Genomic DNA, 19,266 nt, shown 5'->3' with positions numbered 1-19,266 from the left:
AATGTCGTTATTAGGTAATCTTTCACTCGACGCAATTCCGTTTCATGAGCCAATTCTTGTGTTCACGATGTCGGTTATTGCGATAGCTGGGCTTATTATTGCCGGGCTTATTACAAAGTATAAAAAATGGGGCGTGCTTTGGCGCGACTGGATCACGTCTGTTGATCACAAACGCTTAGGCGTAATGTATATTCTTTTAGCACTAATAATGCTGTTTCGTGGTTTTTCAGATGCAATAATGATGCGTGCGCAGTTGGCACTTGCTACCAGTGGTGCGCCAGGTTATTTACCACCAGAACACTACGACCAAATATTTACTGCCCACGGCGTAATCATGATCATATTTATGGCAATGCCATTTATGATTGGTCTAATGAACATTGTATTACCACTTCAAATTGGTGCTCGCGATGTTGCTTTCCCATTTTTAAATAATTTAAGTTTTTGGTTTACAGCCAGTGGTGCAATTTTAATTAACTTATCACTTGTGTTTGGTGAGTTTGCAAAAACAGGTTGGGTGGCATATCCGCCGCTTTCGGAGCTGACCTTTAGCCCTGGGGTGGGGGTTGATTATTATATTTGGGCCTTGCAAATATCCGGGCTCGGTACACTTCTAACAGCCGTAAACTTTTTAGCGACTGTGTTTAAAATGCGTGCACCAGGTATGACCCTAATGAAAATGCCAATTTTCACATGGGCATGTACATGGGCAAACATATTAATTGCAGCATCATTCCCAATTTTAACTGCTGTACTTGCAATGCTAACGCTTGACCGTTATCTCGACTTCCACTTCTTTACCAATGAATTGGGCGGTAACGCCATGATGTACATCAACCTGTTTTGGGCATGGGGTCATCCTGAGGTATACATATTAGTATTACCAGCGTTTGGTATTTTTTCTGAAATTATTTCGACCTTTGCCGGTAAACGTTTATTTGGTTACAAGTCGATGGTTTACGCCAGCGGTGCAATCTCAATTTTAGGCTTTATTGTTTGGCTACATCACTTCTTTACGATGGGCTCGAGTGCTAACGTTAATGCGTTTTTTGGGGTAATGACCATGGTTATTGCCGTACCAACTGGGGTTAAGTTATTTAACTGGTTATTTACCATTTACCGAGGTCGTTTACGTATTAGCGTACCGGTACTTTGGACACTTGGCTTTATGGTTACCTTTACCGTAGGCGGTATGACCGGTGTATTACTTGCTATTCCTGGCGCCGATTATGTACTGCATAACAGCTTATTCTTAATTGCACATTTTCATAACACAATTATTGGTGGTGCTGTGTTTGGTTACCTGGCCGGTTTTGTATTTTGGTTCCCTAAAGCAATGGGCTTTAAACTTAATGAAAAATGGGGCAAAGCATCATTTTGGTGTTGGATTATTGGTTTCTTCGTAGCATTTATGCCGCTGTACGTACTTGGTTTCTTAGGTATGACACGTCGCTTAAACCACACTAACAACCCAGATTGGAACATATGGTTATACATTGCCGCAGGCGGTGCTGTAATTATTATGTTTGGTATTATCAGCCAGGTAATTCAATTATATGTGAGCTTTAGAGACCGTGAAGCGCTTGACGATACAACAGGCGATCCGTGGAACGGCCACACACTTGAGTGGGCTACAAGTTCACCTCCGCAAATTTATAACTTTGCAACAATTCCACATATTGATGATATTGATGCATGGACCGATATGAAAGAAAAAGGTCAAGCATATCAAGATAAGGCAAACTACAGCCCTATTCATATGCCTAAAAACACATCAGCTGGCGTGTTAATGGCAGCAAGCTTAACAGTATTTTGTTTTGCAATGATTTGGCATATTTGGTGGTTAGCTGTTGTTGGGCTAGTAGGCGGAATTGCCATTTTTATCAAACGTTGTTACACCAGCGATGTAGATTACTATATACAACCTGATGAAATTGCACGCACTGAAGCTGCATATAATTCAAGTGGCATTAAGGAGCTAAAAGCGTGAGTACACTTTCTGCAAATTTAGAATCAGCAAATTTAGACTCTGTATCACATGATGATCATGCCCACGCGCATGATCATCACGATACTTCGGGTGACACGATATTTGGCTTTTGGTTATACCTAATGACCGATTGCCTATTATTTGCCTCGTTTTTTGCCACCTACGCAGTGCTGTTTATGAACACTGCCGGCGGTGTATCGGGTAAAGATATTTTTGAGCTCGACTTTGTAGCAGTAGAAACTGCTGCACTACTTATTAGTAGTATTACCTTTGGTTTTGCCATGATTGCCGCTCAAGGGCAAAAAAAGGCACTAACACTGACTTGGTTATTTGTTACGTTTTGTTTAGGTGCTGTGTTTATTGGTATGGAAGTATACGAATTTCATCACCTAATTGTGCATGGCAATGGCCCACAACAAAGTGCTTTTTTGACATCATTTTTCTCATTAGTTGGCCTACATGGTTTACATGTAACTGCGGGTCTAATTTGGATGACCATAATGATGATTGAAGTTGCTAAACGCGGCTTAGGTAAAGCAACCGTAACGCGTTTAAGCTGCTTAAGCCTATTTTGGCACTTCTTAGACATTGTTTGGATTTGTGTATTTACCGTTGTTTATTTAATGGGAGCAATGTAATGAGCCACAGCGAAACGCATGCGTTAAAGCAAACGCAAAGTGATCATCATGATGAATCTCATGGCAGTGTTAAAACTTACTTAATTGGCTTTGTGCTATCGGTAATTTTAACTGCTATACCGTTTTACATGGTAATGGAAGGTGACTTTTCAAAAGCAACAACGCTTTGGAGCATTGTTACTTTAGCAATCGTACAAATTTGGGTGCATTTAAAATACTTTTTACACCTTAATTTTACCACCGAAGATGGCCGTGCAAGTACTTTCACATTCCTATTCAGTGCTCTGATCATCGTAATGGTTGTTGGGTTATCTGTTTGGATCATTTATGAATCTAACGCAATGATGATGTACTAGGAGTTGAAGATGTTTCGTCGTTATTTATCAGTGACAAAGCCGGGTATTATTATGGGCAATTTGATCAGCGTAGCGGGCGGGTTTTTACTTGCTTCGCGCGGTGATATAGACCCATGGTTAATGATTGCCACATTAATTGGTTTGTCGCTAGTGGTTGCATCAGGTTGCGCTATCAATAATGTTATAGATAGAGACATAGATGTGGCCATGGCGCGTACTCGTACGCGGGTTACAGTAACGGGCGAAATGTCGGCCTTTGCTGCACTTAGTCACGGTATTTTATTGGGTGTTGTGGGCTTTGGTTTACTTATCGCCTACACCACTCAAGCCGCGGTATTTTTTGCAGCCTTTGGCTACGTAATTTATGTAGGGGTTTATACCCTCTACATGAAACGCAACTCAGTATATGGCACTTTTGTAGGCAGCCTTTCTGGCGCTGTACCGCCAGTAGTAGGTTACTGCGCCGTAACAGGGCAGTTCGATATGGGCGCATTAATACTGCTAGTCATGTTTAGCTTGTGGCAAATGCCGCACTCTTACGCTATTGCTATTTTTCGCTTTAAAGATTATCAAGCTGCAGGTATTCCTGTATTACCAGTAGCGCAAGGTATCGACAAAGCAAAACGCCATATCGTACTTTACATTGCTGTATATGCCCTAGTTGTGATGTTACTGCCAATTACTGGCTACACAGGAGCTGCTTTTATGGCTGTGGCGTGTATTACCAGCTTTTGGTGGTTGCTAATGGCATTGCGTGGTTATCGTCGTAATATTGATATGAGTAGCTGGGCACGTAAAGTGTTCGCATTTTCAATCATTAATATTACAGCGTTAAGCATTGCTATGGCTGTTGACTACCATAGCGTTGCTCCACAGCTATTAACGCTTACCTAATTTAAAAATTTTTAACTATTCCAAAGTTAATCCAAAGGCTCGAAAGAGCCTTTTTTTATGCCTGAATATTGAAATGATTTAGCATTCGTATAATCGCTATTTTATTTTTTAAAATCATCAGCATTGTAATAAAGTGGTTTAAGGGTGCCGCAGTTAATAAACTTATAGGTAAGCTCATTTTCAGCTGGGACACGTTTTGAGGTACGAAGCTTTTGCATACATGCATTAACTAAATCAACAAAAATAAGATGGTTATAGCTCGGCGCTTGTTGAATTTTATGAATATAAATACGCTCACTCCCGCCCAGATTAATCATGTCGTAGTCTTGCCATTGCGATGATTCACTTAAATCTTTTAGATCTCTGGCATACAGTTGCTTACTCAGTTCAAGCTCTTTTTTTGAGTAAATTAAACTACCACCTTGTTGATAATCACCCTCGTAAATGTCGGCAATAATCGTAATTTCTTCACCACGCATTAAATGTTGAATATTAAACGCTTGTGGCTTAACCGTGATTAGTTCAGCATTTCTAACAAAGTTTAAGAGTGCGACATCGGGGTTTCCTATTTTATAAACAACTTGCACATCATCTGGAGAATTATAACTAGGTAAGTTAATCGCAATTATAGATGAGCCTTGATTAACCAAAGCCATAGGATGCTCAGCATTGTAAGCGGGGTCTACCGGTGGAAGTTCTGCTTTTTCTTCTTCAGCTGCGGCAAAGCCACTTAAAGTAACTAGTAATAAAGTAAGTAGTAGGCGCATTATAATCTCAATTAATTTATGAGCTTAAATTGTAGTATAAAATATATATTACATTGAGTTAATTACACTTAATACTTAAATGCCAAGCATTGTATAAAAGGCTCAAATGAGCCTTTTATACAATTTCAGGTAATCTTAAAGCGACATTAAAATAAGCACTATTTAATTGCTTTTTTTACTTCTCGCCAATCTATTATTTTAAAGTTTTGAGGTTGCTGTGGCATACGATTATAACCATCTTGTACAACTAAAATACCTTCAGGATAACCCGGTAGGGACTTAGATGTTACTGTTAACCCGTCGGTTTCTGATGAGCCATCAATACCATTAACCAAATCACTTATTACATTAAACTTACCCGTAAACTCTAAGCTAGGTGTTTTAATGCCCGCAGTATCATTATTTATTTTATACAGTACGTAGCTGTTATCACCTTGGCTCGAAACAACTAAATAACGTGTTTTGTCGCTGTGGTAAATTTCCATACCTTCAACATCATCAACAAGTTGCTCATTTATACCTTGCAGCATAACCGGTGTACTGCCTGCCGTTGGCTCTGCACCTATAAACCAAATACCGGCATCTTCTTCGCCTACAAATAATTGTCCCAGTTCATCATCTGCACTACAGCCTTCTGGTTGGCTTGGTAGGTTAAACTCGCGAACAAGTTTGCCTGTTATTTTTTCGTTATCCTCACTGATTTTATATTGCTGATACAGCCCCGATTTATCATTTACAAATACATAGTTCCCCGTATTTGACGAGTACATACATAAGCCATAAATTTCATCAAGATTGGTAGGAATATCAGCAATGTACTTCACACTATTATTAGCTTGTACTGTAAATAGACTAATACCGTTAAGCGTTCGGTTACTAGCAGTTATTAATGTATTGGTACTGTTTTTAATCGTGCTATTTTGTCGCAGGTCTACGTTATTTAAACGACCAACTTCAAGTGACTGTTCAAGCTTGCCATTTAGGCTGTATACCATTAGTCCACGGCGTTTATCGGTGCCTAAAATTAAGCTGTTTGCTGCATCTTTAGGGTTAACCCAAATTGCCGGATCGTCTGCTGCATCACCAAATGCTTGAACGGGGGCCGTTTGTGCACTTGCCTTTATTTGAGTGATTGATTGAGTGTTGGTTTTTAATGGTTTTTTGATAGGTGTTACAGGTAATGTACTTTTAATATAAGCGCCTGTTTCGTCGTTATACAGCACTGCCGTTGCCGCGTTGTTACTTGTGTAATTTACCGCTACCGATTCCAAGCTCAAGTCACCATTTAACATCCAGTTATTAAGCATTTTACTAATTGGATCATAAGCATACACAGTATTGTTTTTGGTACTAGTAAACCAGATAATACCATCTTGCGAAGCTGAAATAGCTCCTAGTTCACTGTGTAACTTTCCAAAGGGGGCGACTAAAGCAATCGGTTTTTTATCTGCTTGCGATTCAGCGTTCGCGTTTATTGCCCAAATGCCTACTTCGCTTTCACTTACATATAAGGTATTTGTTGTTGTACTTACAGCACAACCCGACGCCTCACTAACGCCAGAAAATTCACGTACATTTACGTTAACCGCTTTATTATTCGCTGTATCAAAAATAATAGTTTCGGTAATTAGCCCGCGTACATCAGGTACAAATGCCGATATTGATTCACTCGCTTTATTAGCAAATAAACACACCGTATCGGGTTGTGCTTGTGGTGGGTTAATGCGGGTTAGTTCAATTGTATTCCAGCCACTTTGAGTGTGCTCAAGCTTAAATATAACAACGTTATCTTGATTGTTATCAATAGTTGCAACCAAAAATGAGTGTGCTGTTAGCTTAGTGACAGCAAGCGCTTCAAAGTTACCTTTTTTTATAATGCGGCTTTGTTGCGTTTCACTTTCAACTAACACTAAGCCTTTGCTTTCGCTTGCTAGCAACCAATTGTTATTATTTAACCATGCCGCTTGTGAGCCTTGCATGTTATCTGTTGGACCAAATTTAGTACTATTAATGACTACTTTATCAGGTGTGTTTTTTACTGCCGTATTTGTAGCCACGTTACTATTGCTACATGCACTTAATGTGCTAAGCACTAAGCTACTTACAATTAAGCTAAGAGATGTTTTTAATTTAAATTTCATGTTGTAACCTTTTATTGGTCAAAGCGCTTTTGAGTGCTGTAACGCACTTCGCCTTTATAGTTAATAGCCGTTGCTTTTAGTGCTTCATTGTTAATCGAAAAGCTCAAAAATCCTGGAGTAGCTTCTGCAAAACGCGTAAATTCACGTTGTTTTACGTAACGCGCTTCGCTACCACCACCAGATACAAAGTGGTCGAGTTTACTGCCATCTATTTGGTTATGTTGCAGGTCATGTTCGTGTCCTGCTATGTATGCTTGCACACCATTTTGCTCAAATATGGGCTCGAGTAAATTACGTAAACCTTCAGTAAGTCCATAACGTTTTCCACTGCTATAAAGTGGGTGATGACCAACCACTATTTTCCATCGAGCTTGGCTATTTGAGAGTTGGCTATTTAACCATGTTAATTGCGCTTGGCTGTTTTGCCCTTGAGTTGCTTTGTATTTTTCGCGTGTTTTGTATTCAGGGTTTAAAGTATTAGTGTCTAAAAACACCATTAATATCTGCTCGCCACCTTTTAAAGTAAAGGTTTTGCTGTAATAGCGTGCAGGTAAATTCCAGCGCTGACTTTTTTTACTGTAATCAAGTTGTGCTTGCGCATTACCTAAATAATCATGATTACCCAGTACTACATACCAAGGCTCGAATGTATGTGGACCATGGTAAATATCTTCATAGGCACTTTGCCAAAGCGGGTCGTTAACACTTGCTACCCCATTGGGATAAAAGTTATCGCCCGTTGAAATAGTAAAATCACCATCCGTTTGAAACATCGCTATTTCTAACTGGTGTGCTACGTCTTTTTGATAAAAGTGCCCGTTATGACCCCAATCACCAATAACCGTAAAATTTAAGCTCTTAGGCAGCACCGTCAAGTTGGCAATTTTTTGTTGCTCGTATAATACATCGGTGTACGTTACGTTTGCCAATACGCTTTGTATACTGCATAAGCCAAGTGTTATTAGCAGTAATGTTTTTTTTATCATTATAGTTCTCTCATGTTTGGCAGCGCTAAATAAAGTGATTAGCACTACCTCATAAACTTATTTAAAACGCGTAACGCAGCATAAGTTGATAAACCGGTCCGGCTTCTTCAGATTCAATTTCGTACTCATCAAAGCTTCTACTAAATTGATCTTCAACGGTATCAAATTTATTAAAGGTTTCGTCTTTACTTGCATCAAGTAGGTTTGAACCCACCAAGCGTAGCGTTACATCTTCCCAACGCTTCTCTATAAACACTTCAAAGTCGGCACTGTAAGATGTAGTTATTTCTTCACCTACAATACGTCCATAGGCATCACCTTGCTTGCGGTAAGTTGCGCCAAATGCAGCTTTGAGTTCGGGTAAGTCTTGAATAAACCCAACGTTATAAACGTAGTCTGATTGATCGTTAAATTTTCGAGACCCAAAAAAATCGGTTACTTCACTATCAAGCCATGAGTAGTTTAAAAATACACCCGTATTAGGCATGCTAAATGCGCCAAGTGGAGTAGATAAATCAAGCTCAACTCCTTTAACATTACCATCGCCGGTGTTGCGTGGTTGCAGTACAAATGTACCTTCGCCCTCAGAGCCTTCTTGTCCTGTATTTGCTATTTCTATTAGGTCATTTACTTTGCGATAAAATAAATTAATACCTACAACGCCACTTTTTCCTAAGCGATACTCGTAGCCTAAGTCCATACCCCAAGCTGATTCTGGTTTTAATTCAGGGTTCCCTAGTTGGTCGTTATCGCCAAGCTCTTTTTCGATAAGTGCCGGCGTTAAAAAATCAAACTCAGGGCGGCGTAAACTACGCGCAATCGATGCACTTATACGCCCATTTTCGCTAACGTTATAACGAAAGTGTGCCGAGGGGAGGATAAAGTCGTAACTATTATTTTCGCTCACGCCAATTGTTTTATCATTAATTTTAGAATCGGTAGACTCCCAGCGAACGCCCAGCTCCCAAGCAAATAAATCATCTTTGTGCTTAACAAGGGCAAATAAGTCAAAGCGATCTTCTTCTAAAGTATTTACACCACCAGTAACCGCTTCGTACTCGCTATTAAATGTAGCAAGCGTTAAAGGTGTTGCTGCGTATTGCTCCCAACTGGTAAGTGCAAGTTCTAATTCGTTTTGCGATTCTAAAATTTCACTGTCGCGTTTTTTATTTTGTAAAAATGCACCAAACTGAATTTCTTTGCTGTCACCCCAAGGTTGGCTGTGTTGCCACTGTAGAGTCCATTCTTTATCATCTATTTCACTTTTAGTTTGCTCTTCTTCAAATACCATCGGCAGCTCTGAGGTATCTAATTCGACTTCTTCCTCATAAACAGACTCTTCAAACCGAGCAAAGCCAAATTTAAACTTACTTGTGCCACTTAGTAGTGGAAATTCATAAGCGGTATTGATGTTGTAATTAGTTTGGTCAATATATTTAACATTCGCATTATCTGTTTCTAAGTTACCGCCATTTACAATATCGTTATTGGTTGCAGTTGGGTCGTTGTATTCAAATGAACGTTCATCCTCAGTACGCTCTGTATCAACCCACATAGCGCTAATATTAAACTGACTATCGTCGTCAAAAACAATTTCGTAGCTGGAGTTAAGTGACGTGTCGTCGCCATCGCGAGTGTCAGATTGGTCTTCGCGGTTATCAAATTCTTCTGTTTGAAAGTTTATATTGTTTTCAGGGCTATCGCCGTAGCGCAAACTATTTTTTTGTTTTGGGTTATATCTGCCTTGTAAATTTGCACCAAGTAATAAGCGCCCACCAGCCAATTCAGTACCGTACACTGCAGCTAAGCTTTCTTTAAATTCACCATCGTCATAAAGCAAGCCACCAGCACGCAAGTAACCGCCATCTAAACTGTAACCATCGCGCAATACAATATTTAATGTGCCCGCAATAGCATCGGCTGAGCGGTTAGCACTTGATGAGCGAATTATTTCAACGCGTTCAATTAACTCAGCCGGAATTCGGTCAACAAAAAATGAACGATCGGCACCAGCGCCAGGTACTTCTTCACCGTTTATAAGCACCTTTGTATAAGCAGGGCTTAACCCTCGCATACGTGCACCATCCGATTCAAGCACATCCGATAAAAATGTAACACTGGGTACTCGTTTTAATGCATCGCCTGCGGTCAATGGTTCAAAACGTTGAAAGTACTCTTGTGAATACTCCAAGGTTGGTGCGAGTTCGTCTGAGCGGTTTCTGTAGCCAATTTCACCGTATACAACAATTTTGTCAGAAACTTCGATATCTTTTTTTGCGGTTTCTTTTGCATCATCTTCTGCATAAGCCGTCAAATTACATAAGGCTAATGCGGCTACCAGTGCTTTTATTTTAAAGTCTTTCATTGTATTTGCTCTTGGTTATTGCTGGTTTGTTTCTTGGTATGGCGAGCAAGCTAAAGATATTTGGTTACGTAAATGTGACAGTGTTTAGGTTAAATACATGTATTTAGAGGTGTTTGAGCAATATATAGAGTGTATTGAGCTTTTATCACTCCTCGTAAAGTCAGGTGTTATGTACCGTGCAGGGCTGTTTTTAAAGTAGGTATCATCTCGTTGTCATATAGCTGAGCTAATATCACCCTGCTAACAAAAACTTGTATGAACTAACTTTAAAACTCATTTATAAACGAGATACCGCACATGCGATTTAACCCCTTTATCAGCCACCGATTATTAATAAACGCTATTATTGCGATGTTTTTTAGCGCTGTGTTTTTAAGTAGTTATTTAGGTGTATTAAAAACTTACGCCAGTATTCAGTGGCTCGATATTATGGGGGAGGGCGGTATTGTATTAATGACCCTTGTATGGATTGCCGCGTTATTAATTTCAAGACCACCGAGTAAAGTAACCACTTACTTAGTGATAGGTGTTGGGCTATTTATGTTCTCGGCAACGCTCGATTTACTTGATGAATGGCTAATGCATCCCGCCCATCAATGGCTCAGTTGGATTGAATCTCTGCCAGCCCCTTTAGGCATGTTGTTAACGAGTGTGGGTTTGTATTATTGGCATCAAGAGCAGTACGTATTAAATCGTCAGCTACGCCGCCGTGAAGCGCATTTACGTGAGCACGATAAGGTGTGCTCAGTTACAGGTCTTTATAAGGCGCAGTACCTAGATTCTGCAATTAAAGAGCAACTTACGAGCAAACAACCACTCTGGCTTGGCGCGATTGATATTCGTGATTTTTCGCATTTTAATAGTGAGTTTGGCTTTAGTGAGGGCGACCGGTTACTGCGTGAAATTAGCGAGCTATTGTTAATGAATTGCCGACTAAGTGATGTAGTGTGCCGCTACGCAGGAGATTGCTTTATGGTACTAATGCCAGCTACTACAGAGCAGCAAGCTAAAGAGCTAATGGCACAAATTAAAGGAGCTCTAAAGCATTGTGCATTTAAAGTTGAAGCATCTAAAAAAGCAAAGTTTCAATATGTCACTACCGCCTTAATACAAGGTAATAAGCATAGCAGTACAGATAAACTAACAAGCCAACTGCATAGTCAATTACAACAAAAAAAGCATCAACAAAAAGTAGCGCACCGTGCACACGTTTGTTAGCCAAGACGATAAATATTTAAGCGCTCAAGGGCTTATTACGTCAGCTGTAGAGCTTGCTCAAAGCCGAAACATAAATTTACATAAGTTGCTACGCGGTACCGGTATTTTTGAACAAGACTTACTTAATTTTCAGCATACATTTAGTGTGTCTCAGCAGGTGCGTTTATTAGCTCAATTTAAGTTGTTGATGAAAAGTACTGACAGTAGTTTTTTACTCGGTAGCCAACTTATTAACGACACTCGAGCCGAAGCTCAGGCATTGATATATAGCGATAATTTAGCTCAAGTATTAAAGCAATTATCACTTTTAAGAATGCAATTAGCGCCTTTGCTGTTTAGCCAAACGTATATTAAAAACGATAATGTTTATATTTACATTCAGCCAGCACATGGGCTTGATGAAAGCCTTTACCACTATGTGCTAGAGATATACAGCACTGCATTTTATAGTTTACTTAAACGAGTGAGCGAAAGTTACCCGCATTGTCAGTTCGACTTTGCTTTTAAACGCCCTCGGCATATTCAAGAATACGAGCAAAATTTAGGGCTAAAGGTAAGTTTTGATAAGCCATGTACTCGCTGGGTATTAAATAAAACCATGTTAAGGGCTAAAAACCCGCATGCGAGTGAATTACGATTTATGCAAGCGCAGTCGCAGCTACATAATAAAAGCGTAGTTAGCATGACTTTTATTGAAGCCGTTTGCAGATACTTATACTCTCACCCAAGTGCTAATTTAGAGTGTACCGCGAAGCACTTTGCTATGAGTTCAGCTACATTTAAGCGCAGGCTCAAACTCAATGGGGTACGCTTTTCAGCGTTAATAGATGAGCAAAATAAGCACAAAGCTATTTACCTACTTACTCTGTGCGCTAAACATAACGAACAAGTCGCTGAGCATTTAGCTTTTTACGATATACCTAACTTTCGGCGCGCCTTTAAGCGCTGGACAGGCTTAACACCTAATCAGTTAAAAGCGCAATAAGTTACTCAGTTGCCATGTCGATGGAGTGCAACAATGTTCGTGCATTTAAATGAAGGTTTGGATCTTCTGGATTTGACGTATTAGTCAGCCAAATTACATTGCCTTCTTTATTTACAAACAATGTAGTAGGTGTGCCTCGTATACCTAATTGCTGTGCTATTGCATCGGCTTTTACAGCTGTTTTAAAAGTATAACCTCTTTCGCTAAGTGCTTTAGCGGGGGTAGCATCGTCATCTTCTTTAAAGCTCACGGCAATAACTTTTAAGCCCATATCATCAATTTTTTGAAGTGCTGGCTGCAGCTTTTTACAGTACGGACACCACGTTGCCCAAAAGTGTAAAACGTAAGGTTGACCTAATAAATCTTGAGTGTTGAGCGGCGACCCATCAGCCATTTGTAAATTTAATGTAGGCAATTTAGGATATGTTGCTTCTGAGCTTGTATCTTGTGCGTAAGCTGTAAAGCTTAATAAAATTAGCGTGATGGTAATAAATAGCTGTTTCATAATATGCTCTTTTTTATTTTACATATTAAACAAGAACGATAATTTAACATTTTTCTTTCAAACTAAAAGCCAGCAGCTTGTTCAACAACAATAGCGTGGCGTTTAGCGAGGCGTAGGTGATCTCTATCGTAACCACCACCTATTACTGTGGCAACAGGTGTGTTGTGCTCAAGGCATCGTTTTAGCACTAAATGGTCGCGCTTAACTATGCCATCCCAGCTTATATCTAATTTACCCAAGCCATCACCTTGCCAAATATCAACGCCTGCATCGTAAAGTACCAAGCTTGGGTTTAGCTCTTTTAGTAAATAACTCAAGGTTTCGTCAACTATGGCAAGGTATTCGTCGTCTTTCATGTTGTCGGCTAAACCAATGTCTAAATCGCTAGCGGACTTTCTAAAGGGGAAGTTTTTTTCACAATGGATAGAGCAGGTATACGCATAGGGTTGATGCTGTAACATTGCAGCTGTGCCATCACCTTGGTGCACGTCTAAATCAAAAATAAGTACGTTAGTTACCTCACCCGATTTAATTAAAGTTTGCGTGGTAAAGGCCAAATCGTTAACCATACAAAAACCTGAACCAAAGTCATTATGTGCGTGATGTGTACCACCAGCAAGATGACACGCTATACCGTGTTTAAGTGCTAAGCGGGCTGTTTGAAGCGTTCCTTGAGGGGCTGTAAATGTACGTGCCATAAGCTCTTTTGACCAAGGTAGACCAATGCGACGCATTGCTTTTTCATCTAAGCGGTTGTGCCATAAATCTTGGATATAATTATCGCAATGCACAAGCTCAAGGGGCTCTGGCGTGCCTAATATTGGCTCAACTAGGTTACTGCCGATTAAACCAAGCTCTGCAACATGTTGATATAAATGTGCAAATTTACTCATTACAAAGCGATGCTTAGGATCAAAGCTAAACGAGTAGTTAGGATGGTATACCAAAGGCAAATGAGGATTTAAGCGCATATTTACAAGCTTTATAAAGTTTGCGCTATGGTAATCAACTTAAGTGAATGAGTCTATTGTGAGTCATTAATAAGTGACGCTAATTCGCGATGCAGTAGCTCATCATCGGCTAAGTTTAGCTCTATTAAACGCTTTAAATAAGTAATACTGTCTATATCAATGTGATGGCATTTTAAACCAATATGATCGGCTTCAATATGGCAAATCACTACTTCCATTTTTATTTCTATATCGCTTTGAGGCAATGTAAAACGCAGTATTGCTTGCGTATTGTGGCTGCCAATAAATGCATCACAATTAGTAACCAACGCGCCATGTAACGATAGATCGAGTAATTTACACGGATACTGTTGGCTATCAAAACATAACAGAGCGTTAGTTGAAAATAGCACACGAGAAAACTGTCGACGATTTTGCATAACCTAATTTAGCCTTACTGTTTTTTATAATAAATTAAGCATAGCGGGTAATTCTCTACATGCTAGCAAGATGTGCTCCTGTAATGCTGGTGGCATAAAAAAGCCCTGCAAAGTGCAGGGCTTAAGTTATACAAACATAAAATTAACCAATATTTTTAGCCAATTTTTTTGTATTTAATACGTTTAGGTTGAGTTGCCTCAGCGCCTAGGGTCTTTTTAAGCCACTCTTCATATTCAGTGTAGTTACCATCAAAGAAGTTAATTTGACCTTCATCACGGTAATCTAAAATATGTGTAGCAATACGGTCAAGGAACCAACGGTCATGCGAGATACACATTACACAACCTGGGAACTCTAAAATAGCGTTCTCCAGTGCACGTAGTGTTTCAACGTCCAAGTCATTGGTTGGCTCATCGAGTAGTAACACATTGCCGCCAGCTTTTAATAACTTAGCAAGGTGTAAACGGTTACGCTCACCACCTGATAGGTCTTTAACAAACTTTTGCTGATCGTTACCTTTAAAGTTAAAGCGACTTACATACGCACGGCTTGGGAACTCAAAGTTACCAATTTTCAGTACGTCTTGTCCGTCTGATATTTCTTGGAAAACAGTTTTGCTTTCGTCCATACCGTCGCGGAACTGATCAACAGTAGCTAGGTGTACTGTTTCGCCAACACTGATGCTACCGCTGTCTTGCGTTTGCTCACCGCTTATCATTTTAAACAGCGTTGATTTACCCGCGCCATTCGCGCCAATAATGCCCACAATGGCACCTTTTGGCATGCTAAAGCTTAAGTCATCAATTAAAACGCGATCGCCAAAACTCTTACGAAGATTAGTTACTTCAAGTACTTGGTCACCTAAACGCGGACCAGGTGGAATAAACATCTCGTTAGTTTCGTTACGTTTTTGGTAATCAGACTGCTGCATTTCAGTAAACTGAGCCATACGTGCTTTTGACTTAGCTTGGCGGCCTTTAGGGTTTGAACGAACCCATTCAAGTTCTTGCGCAATTGATTTTTGACGTGCTTTTTCAGATTTTTGTTCTTGCTGTAAGCGCGCATCTTTTTGTTCAAGCCAAGAAGAGTAGTTACCTTCCCATGGAATACCTTCACCACGGTCAAGCTCTAATATCCAACCAGCTACATTATCAAGGAAGTAACGGTCATGCGTTACAGCCACAACAGTGCCTTCGTAATCGTGTAAGAAGCGCTCTAACCATGCAACCGACTCAGCATCCAAGTGGTTAGTAGGTTCATCAAGGATAAGCATGTCTGGTTTTTCAAGTAATAATCGACATATAGCAACACGGCGACGCTCACCACCTGAAAGGTGCTCAATTTTAGCATCCCACTCTGGCAGGCGAAGTGCATCAGCTGCGCGTTCTAAAACGTTGTCGATGTTATGACCATCGTGCGCCTGAATAACAGCTTCAAGCTCGCCTTGCTCTTTTGCAAGTGCGTCAAAGTCAGCGTCTTCCATGGCGTATTCGTTATACACTTCGTCAAGACGTTTAAGTGCATGTTTAACTTCGCCAACAGCTTCTTCAACAGTTTCACGTACTGTTTTACTTTCGTCTAAAACAGGTTCTTGCGGTAAATAACCAATTTTAGTACCAGGCTGAGGATGTGCATCACCTTCAAAATCTTGGTCAACACCGGCCATAATACGCAGTAACGTAGATTTACCAGAACCGTTTAAACCAAGCACACCAATTTTAGCGCCAGGAAAAAAGTGCAACGAAATATCTTTTAAGATAGTGCGCTTAGGTGGCACAACCTTAGATACTCGACTCATCGAGAATATAAATTTATCAGGTAAAACCATGGAGGAAAGCCTTCAAATAATAATAAAAATTTCAATGTTGTATTGTAGTGGCTGACGGGTGAAACAGTCAACGAATGCTGTATAGAACAATACACTTACCTAAGCGGTACTTTGTTTTGATTGCTCGTTAAAAACACTACTATTACAGGATTTCTATTGTGTAAAATTCTGTAATCTATTGTTTTATATTGTTCAAATACATTTCATTTTTAACAAAAGTGGTACAGTATATTTACAAGCTGTAAAGTATAAGCAAGTTATATAGGCAGGCCACACTTAGTTTATTGTTAAACATCACATTATTAAATATTACAAAGGTTTAAAGGAATGAACATGAAAATAGTTACAAGGTTAGGGGCATTACTTTTAGGTTTATACTCATTTTCGAGCCAAGCAGACATACTCCACGTAAATGGTTATTACCAAGGAATAGGGATAGGGTCTACGCAAATTGATGTATACGAGAGTGATAGCATACAGTTTACAACGCTTTACGGCCGGTTTGGATATCAGTTTTCGCGTTACTTTGCATTAGAAGGGCGTATAGGTTTTGGGTTAAATGATGAGTCAACGCCTCTAAACGGAATTGTTTACACTCAGAACCCACAGGACGGTTCGCTGAGTTCAGAATTCATTAAGAGCGAAATCGATTCAAGCCTTGATTTGCAAACAAGTATATTTGTAAAAGCTAATTATCCAATTTCATCTCGAGCTGATATGTTTTTATTTGGTGGCTATGGTAGAAATAAATTAAGTTACAATGAAGGCGCTTAAAAAACCTTGCAGAATCAATAACTGGTACAGATACAAATTCTACGCTAATAACTGAGCAAAACTACGATGAAGGCGGCGTAACGTACGGAACCGGCATTGACTTTAGGCTAACTCAACGCTGGCAAGTAAGTGCTGAATACCAATATTTTGATACAAATGAAGGCGATATTTACGCTCTTAATTTATCTGTAAATTATCGTTTTTAATTATAATAGCGCTACTGATTTTAGTAGCGCTATTTCAATTCACTAAAACAAAGTACTTCAATATAAATGCATTCCCTCTCATCTATAACTTTTAGTAAATCTTAAAAAAATCATGAATAAATTTCATTTAGACATCTATACATCTAGAGGTTGATATTTTTTACTTTCAGTTCATAATTAACTTTCGGTTTTTATGAGCAGGAGTAAAAATATGCCAATTACAGTAAAAGACGAGTTGCCGGCAATTGCACGTTTACGTCAAGAAAACGTATTTGTAATGCCAAAAACACGTGCAAAAACGCAAGAAATACGCCCAATGCGTTTGGCTATTTTAAACTTAATGCCTAATAAAGTAGAAACCGAAGTTCAGTTTATTCGTTTGCTTGCCAACTCGCCTTTGCAAGTTAACGTAGAGCTACTGCGCCTCGACACTCACCGCAGTAGCAGTAATTCAGAAGAGCACCTTGATACCTTTTATCGTTATTTTTCTGAGGTTAAAGACAACAATTACGATGCGTTAATTGTAACTGGCGCGCCACTTGCCCATTTAGAATACGACGATGTAGCGTATTGGGATGAGCTAAAAGTCATTATTGATTGGGCTGAGCAACACGTTACCTCTACGTTATTTTCGTGTTGGGCAGCACATGCAGCGTTATATCACCGTTACAATTTAAAGCGCGATTTAAAAGACGATAAACTGTGTGGCGTATTTACCCACCAATGTTATTTTGATCACGGTGCACTGACTCGCGGATTCGACGACACCTTTTTGGTACCGCACTCACGCTACGGCCACATTGATATAAATAAAATAAACGCCTGTGATGAGCTAGTTGTACTGGCAGGTTCTGAGCGAGTAGGGGCTTACTTACTTAAAAATAAATCGGGTAGCCAAGTGTTTATAACCGGCCACCCAGAGTACGACGCCGACTCGCTAAAAGCAGAATACGAGCGCGATTGTAAAAAAAGCCCTAATGCACCAAAACCCGAAAATTACTTTCCGGATGACGATGCAACCAAACAACCTTCAAAAACGTGGCAAAGCCATGCTTTTTTACTTTTTTCGAACTGGTTAAATTACTACGTGTACCAAACCACACCGTATGATATTAATTTAGTTAGCCAAGACGTGAGGACTAACAACTATGCCGAATAACGCGCCTACAAATAATAAGCAAGCCGAAATAAGTGCCGCATTAAAAGAACGCATTTTAATTTTAGATGGCGCAATGGGCACCATGATCCAAGATCATAAGCTAGAAGAAGAAGACTATCGCGGAGAGCGTTTTAAAGACTGGCATGTATTAATTAAAGGTAATAACGATTTATTAAGCCTAACCAAGCCCGACTTAATCACTGATATTCATCGTGGTTTTTTATCAGCGGGCGCCGATATTATCGAAACCAACACGTTTAACTCGACCACTATTTCGATGGAAGATTACGACATGGCAAACCTAAGCCGTGAAATAAACCTAGAGTCGGCTAAATTAGCACGCGCAATTTGCGATGAATTTACGGCTAAAACGCCAGAAAAACCGCGCTATGTAGCCGGTGTTTTAGGGCCGACATCTAAAACGTGTTCAATTTCGCCAGACGTAAACGATCCGGGTTACCGAAACGTTACTTTTGATAAGCTAGTTACTGCGTATGTAGAGTCTACCCTTGCATTAATGGAAGGCGGCGCCGATTTAATACTAATCGAAACTATATTCGACACGCTTAATGCAAAAGCCGCCTCGTTTGGTGTAGAAGAAGCCTTTGAACAAGCAGGGCGCACATTACCAGTTATGATCTCGGGCACTATTACTGACGCTTCTGGCCGTACGCTTTCTGGGCAAACAACCGAAGCATTTTATAACTCTATTCGCCATATTAAGCCTATTTCGATTGGTTTAAACTGCGCGCTTGGCCCTGATTTACTGCGCCAATATGTAGAAGAGCTTTCGCGCGTGTGCGAAACCTTTACATCGGTACACCCTAATGCGGGCTTGCCTAATGAGTTTGGTGAATACGACTTAGAAGCGCCTGAAATGGCAGCCGAAATTATCGATTGGGGTAAATCGGGCTTTATTAATATAGTAGGTGGATGTTGTGGCACCACGCCTGCGCATATTCGTGCTTTTGCAAAAGGTCTAGCGGGCGTTAAACCACGCCAATTGCCAGAGCTTGAAGTACGCATGCGTTTATCAGGCCTTGAAGCCTGTAACTTAAATTAA

18 protein-coding genes are annotated in these 19,266 nt (G+C 39.9%); 10 read left to right on the top strand and 8 right to left on the bottom strand.

Annotation, left to right across the window (positions count from 1 at the left end; genetic code table 11):
* The first annotated feature begins 1 nt into the window (after position 1).
* The 4 genes from cyoB to cyoE are packed head-to-tail and all read left to right on the top strand — an operon-like array spanning position 2 to position 3,878.
* Positions 2-1,990 carry a cytochrome o ubiquinol oxidase subunit I gene (cyoB, locus tag QL998_RS08375; RefSeq protein ID WP_149594194.1) on the top strand — a complete coding sequence of 663 codons (1,989 nt, stop codon included), beginning with the start codon at positions 2-4 and terminating at the stop codon, positions 1,988-1,990.
* On the top strand, positions 1,987-2,628 hold the full coding sequence (gene cyoC / locus QL998_RS08370; RefSeq protein ID WP_149615280.1) for a cytochrome o ubiquinol oxidase subunit III: 642 nt from the start codon (positions 1,987-1,989) through the stop codon (positions 2,626-2,628). The genes cyoB and cyoC overlap by 4 nt, the downstream gene beginning before the upstream one ends.
* Entirely contained in the window at positions 2,628-2,984 is a 357-nt protein-coding gene (cyoD, locus tag QL998_RS08365; RefSeq protein WP_024603769.1) for a cytochrome o ubiquinol oxidase subunit IV, read from the top strand. Before cyoC ends, cyoD begins: the two co-directional genes overlap by 1 nt.
* 9 nt (positions 2,985-2,993) lie before the next feature.
* Complete coding sequence (gene cyoE, locus QL998_RS08360; protein WP_182195955.1) at positions 2,994-3,878, top strand: heme o synthase; 885 nt, start codon at positions 2,994-2,996, stop codon at positions 3,876-3,878.
* Between the two features lie 101 nt (positions 3,879-3,979).
* On the opposite strand, the gene QL998_RS08355 is transcribed toward cyoE, so the two are convergent.
* The 4 genes from QL998_RS08355 to QL998_RS08340 all read right to left on the bottom strand — a co-directional run bounded on the left by QL998_RS08355 (position 3,980) and on the right by QL998_RS08340 (position 10,137).
* Complete coding sequence (locus tag QL998_RS08355; RefSeq protein ID WP_182195953.1) at positions 3,980-4,645, bottom strand: hypothetical protein; 666 nt, start codon at positions 4,643-4,645, stop codon at positions 3,980-3,982.
* Positions 4,646-4,803: 158 nt separating this feature from the next.
* Complete coding sequence (locus QL998_RS08350; RefSeq protein WP_182195950.1) at positions 4,804-6,786, bottom strand: phytase; 1,983 nt, start codon at positions 6,784-6,786, stop codon at positions 4,804-4,806.
* An 11-nt stretch (positions 6,787-6,797) separates the two neighbouring features.
* Positions 6,798-7,772: a metallophosphoesterase gene (locus QL998_RS08345; RefSeq protein ID WP_182195948.1), complete on the bottom strand. Its 975-nt coding sequence runs from the start codon at positions 7,770-7,772 to the stop codon at positions 6,798-6,800.
* A 61-nt stretch (positions 7,773-7,833) separates the two neighbouring features.
* Positions 7,834-10,137: a TonB-dependent receptor gene (locus QL998_RS08340; protein ID WP_290192512.1), complete on the bottom strand. Its 2,304-nt coding sequence runs from the start codon at positions 10,135-10,137 to the stop codon at positions 7,834-7,836.
* Positions 10,138-10,434: 297 nt separating this feature from the next.
* On the opposite strand from QL998_RS08340, the gene QL998_RS08335 reads away from it, so the two are divergent.
* Together QL998_RS08335 and QL998_RS08330 are read left to right on the top strand one after the other, a co-directional pair.
* A complete protein-coding gene (locus QL998_RS08335) occupies positions 10,435-11,355 on the top strand; it encodes a GGDEF domain-containing protein (RefSeq protein ID WP_024605135.1) in 921 nt (306 codons plus the stop codon).
* Entirely contained in the window at positions 11,339-12,340 is a 1,002-nt protein-coding gene (locus tag QL998_RS08330) for an AraC family transcriptional regulator (protein WP_182195942.1), read from the top strand. Before QL998_RS08335 ends, QL998_RS08330 begins: the two co-directional genes overlap by 17 nt.
* 1 nt (position 12,341) lies before the next feature.
* On the opposite strand, the gene QL998_RS08325 is transcribed toward QL998_RS08330, so the two are convergent.
* The 4 genes from QL998_RS08325 to ettA all read right to left on the bottom strand — a co-directional run bounded on the left by QL998_RS08325 (position 12,342) and on the right by ettA (position 16,064).
* Positions 12,342-12,845 carry a TlpA disulfide reductase family protein gene (locus QL998_RS08325; protein WP_138489503.1) on the bottom strand — a complete coding sequence of 168 codons (504 nt, stop codon included), beginning with the start codon at positions 12,843-12,845 and terminating at the stop codon, positions 12,342-12,344.
* 62 nt (positions 12,846-12,907) lie between these two features.
* A complete protein-coding gene (locus QL998_RS08320) occupies positions 12,908-13,816 on the bottom strand; it encodes a histone deacetylase (protein WP_290192511.1) in 909 nt (302 codons plus the stop codon).
* 53 nt (positions 13,817-13,869) lie between these two features.
* On the bottom strand, positions 13,870-14,235 hold the full coding sequence (locus tag QL998_RS08315) for a PilZ domain-containing protein (protein WP_002958114.1): 366 nt from the start codon (positions 14,233-14,235) through the stop codon (positions 13,870-13,872).
* Between the two features lie 155 nt (positions 14,236-14,390).
* Positions 14,391-16,064: an energy-dependent translational throttle protein EttA gene (gene ettA / locus QL998_RS08310; protein ID WP_024605363.1), complete on the bottom strand. Its 1,674-nt coding sequence runs from the start codon at positions 16,062-16,064 to the stop codon at positions 14,391-14,393.
* Between the two features lie 333 nt (positions 16,065-16,397).
* On the opposite strand from ettA, the gene QL998_RS08305 reads away from it, so the two are divergent.
* The 4 genes from QL998_RS08305 to QL998_RS08290 all read left to right on the top strand — a co-directional run bounded on the left by QL998_RS08305 (position 16,398) and on the right by QL998_RS08290 (position 19,266).
* Positions 16,398-16,838 (top strand): outer membrane beta-barrel protein, encoded by a 441-nt coding sequence (locus QL998_RS08305; protein WP_290192510.1) that lies wholly within the window; start codon positions 16,398-16,400, stop codon positions 16,836-16,838.
* A 17-nt stretch (positions 16,839-16,855) separates the two neighbouring features.
* Complete coding sequence (locus QL998_RS08300) at positions 16,856-17,044, top strand: outer membrane beta-barrel protein (RefSeq protein ID WP_356948109.1); 189 nt, start codon at positions 16,856-16,858, stop codon at positions 17,042-17,044.
* 211 nt (positions 17,045-17,255) lie between these two features.
* Positions 17,256-18,203, top strand: coding sequence for a homoserine O-succinyltransferase (metA, locus tag QL998_RS08295; RefSeq protein ID WP_007376156.1), 948 nt, complete (start codon positions 17,256-17,258; stop codon positions 18,201-18,203).
* Positions 18,193-19,266 carry a homocysteine S-methyltransferase family protein gene (locus QL998_RS08290; RefSeq protein ID WP_024605362.1) on the top strand — a complete coding sequence of 358 codons (1,074 nt, stop codon included), beginning with the start codon at positions 18,193-18,195 and terminating at the stop codon, positions 19,264-19,266. Before metA ends, QL998_RS08290 begins: the two co-directional genes overlap by 11 nt.

Source organism: Pseudoalteromonas sp. APC 3691 (genome assembly GCF_030408135.1).
Lineage (GTDB): Bacteria > Pseudomonadota > Gammaproteobacteria > Enterobacterales > Alteromonadaceae > Pseudoalteromonas.
Note: the sequence above shows the minus strand (reverse complement) of the source record. Positions and strands in the feature narration are given on the sequence as shown.

What these genes read in the sequence shown, in the direction of transcription:
- cyoB (WP_149594194.1), top strand. Translation starts at nt 2, where the DNA reads ATGTCGTTATTAGGTAATCTTTCACTCGACGCAATTCCGTTTCATGAG.
- cyoD (WP_024603769.1), top strand. Translation starts at nt 2,628, where the DNA reads ATGAGCCACAGCGAAACGCATGCGTTAAAGCAAACGCAAAGTGATCAT.
- cyoE (WP_182195955.1), top strand. Translation starts at nt 2,994, where the DNA reads ATGTTTCGTCGTTATTTATCAGTGACAAAGCCGGGTATTATTATGGGC.
- QL998_RS08355 (WP_182195953.1), bottom strand. Translation starts at nt 4,645, where the DNA reads ATGCGCCTACTACTTACTTTATTACTAGTTACTTTAAGTGGCTTTGCC.
- QL998_RS08350 (WP_182195950.1), bottom strand. Translation starts at nt 6,786, where the DNA reads ATGAAATTTAAATTAAAAACATCTCTTAGCTTAATTGTAAGTAGCTTA.
- QL998_RS08345 (WP_182195948.1), bottom strand. Translation starts at nt 7,772, where the DNA reads ATGATAAAAAAAACATTACTGCTAATAACACTTGGCTTATGCAGTATA.
- QL998_RS08340 (WP_290192512.1), bottom strand. Translation starts at nt 10,137, where the DNA reads ATGAAAGACTTTAAAATAAAAGCACTGGTAGCCGCATTAGCCTTATGT.
- QL998_RS08335 (WP_024605135.1), top strand. Translation starts at nt 10,435, where the DNA reads ATGCGATTTAACCCCTTTATCAGCCACCGATTATTAATAAACGCTATT.
- QL998_RS08325 (WP_138489503.1), bottom strand. Translation starts at nt 12,845, where the DNA reads ATGAAACAGCTATTTATTACCATCACGCTAATTTTATTAAGCTTTACA.
- QL998_RS08320 (WP_290192511.1), bottom strand. Translation starts at nt 13,816, where the DNA reads ATGCGCTTAAATCCTCATTTGCCTTTGGTATACCATCCTAACTACTCG.
- QL998_RS08315 (WP_002958114.1), bottom strand. Translation starts at nt 14,235, where the DNA reads ATGCAAAATCGTCGACAGTTTTCTCGTGTGCTATTTTCAACTAACGCT.
- ettA (WP_024605363.1), bottom strand. Translation starts at nt 16,064, where the DNA reads ATGGTTTTACCTGATAAATTTATATTCTCGATGAGTCGAGTATCTAAG.
- QL998_RS08305 (WP_290192510.1), top strand. Translation starts at nt 16,398, where the DNA reads ATGAAAATAGTTACAAGGTTAGGGGCATTACTTTTAGGTTTATACTCA.
- metA (WP_007376156.1), top strand. Translation starts at nt 17,256, where the DNA reads ATGCCAATTACAGTAAAAGACGAGTTGCCGGCAATTGCACGTTTACGT.
- QL998_RS08290 (WP_024605362.1), top strand. Translation starts at nt 18,193, where the DNA reads ATGCCGAATAACGCGCCTACAAATAATAAGCAAGCCGAAATAAGTGCC.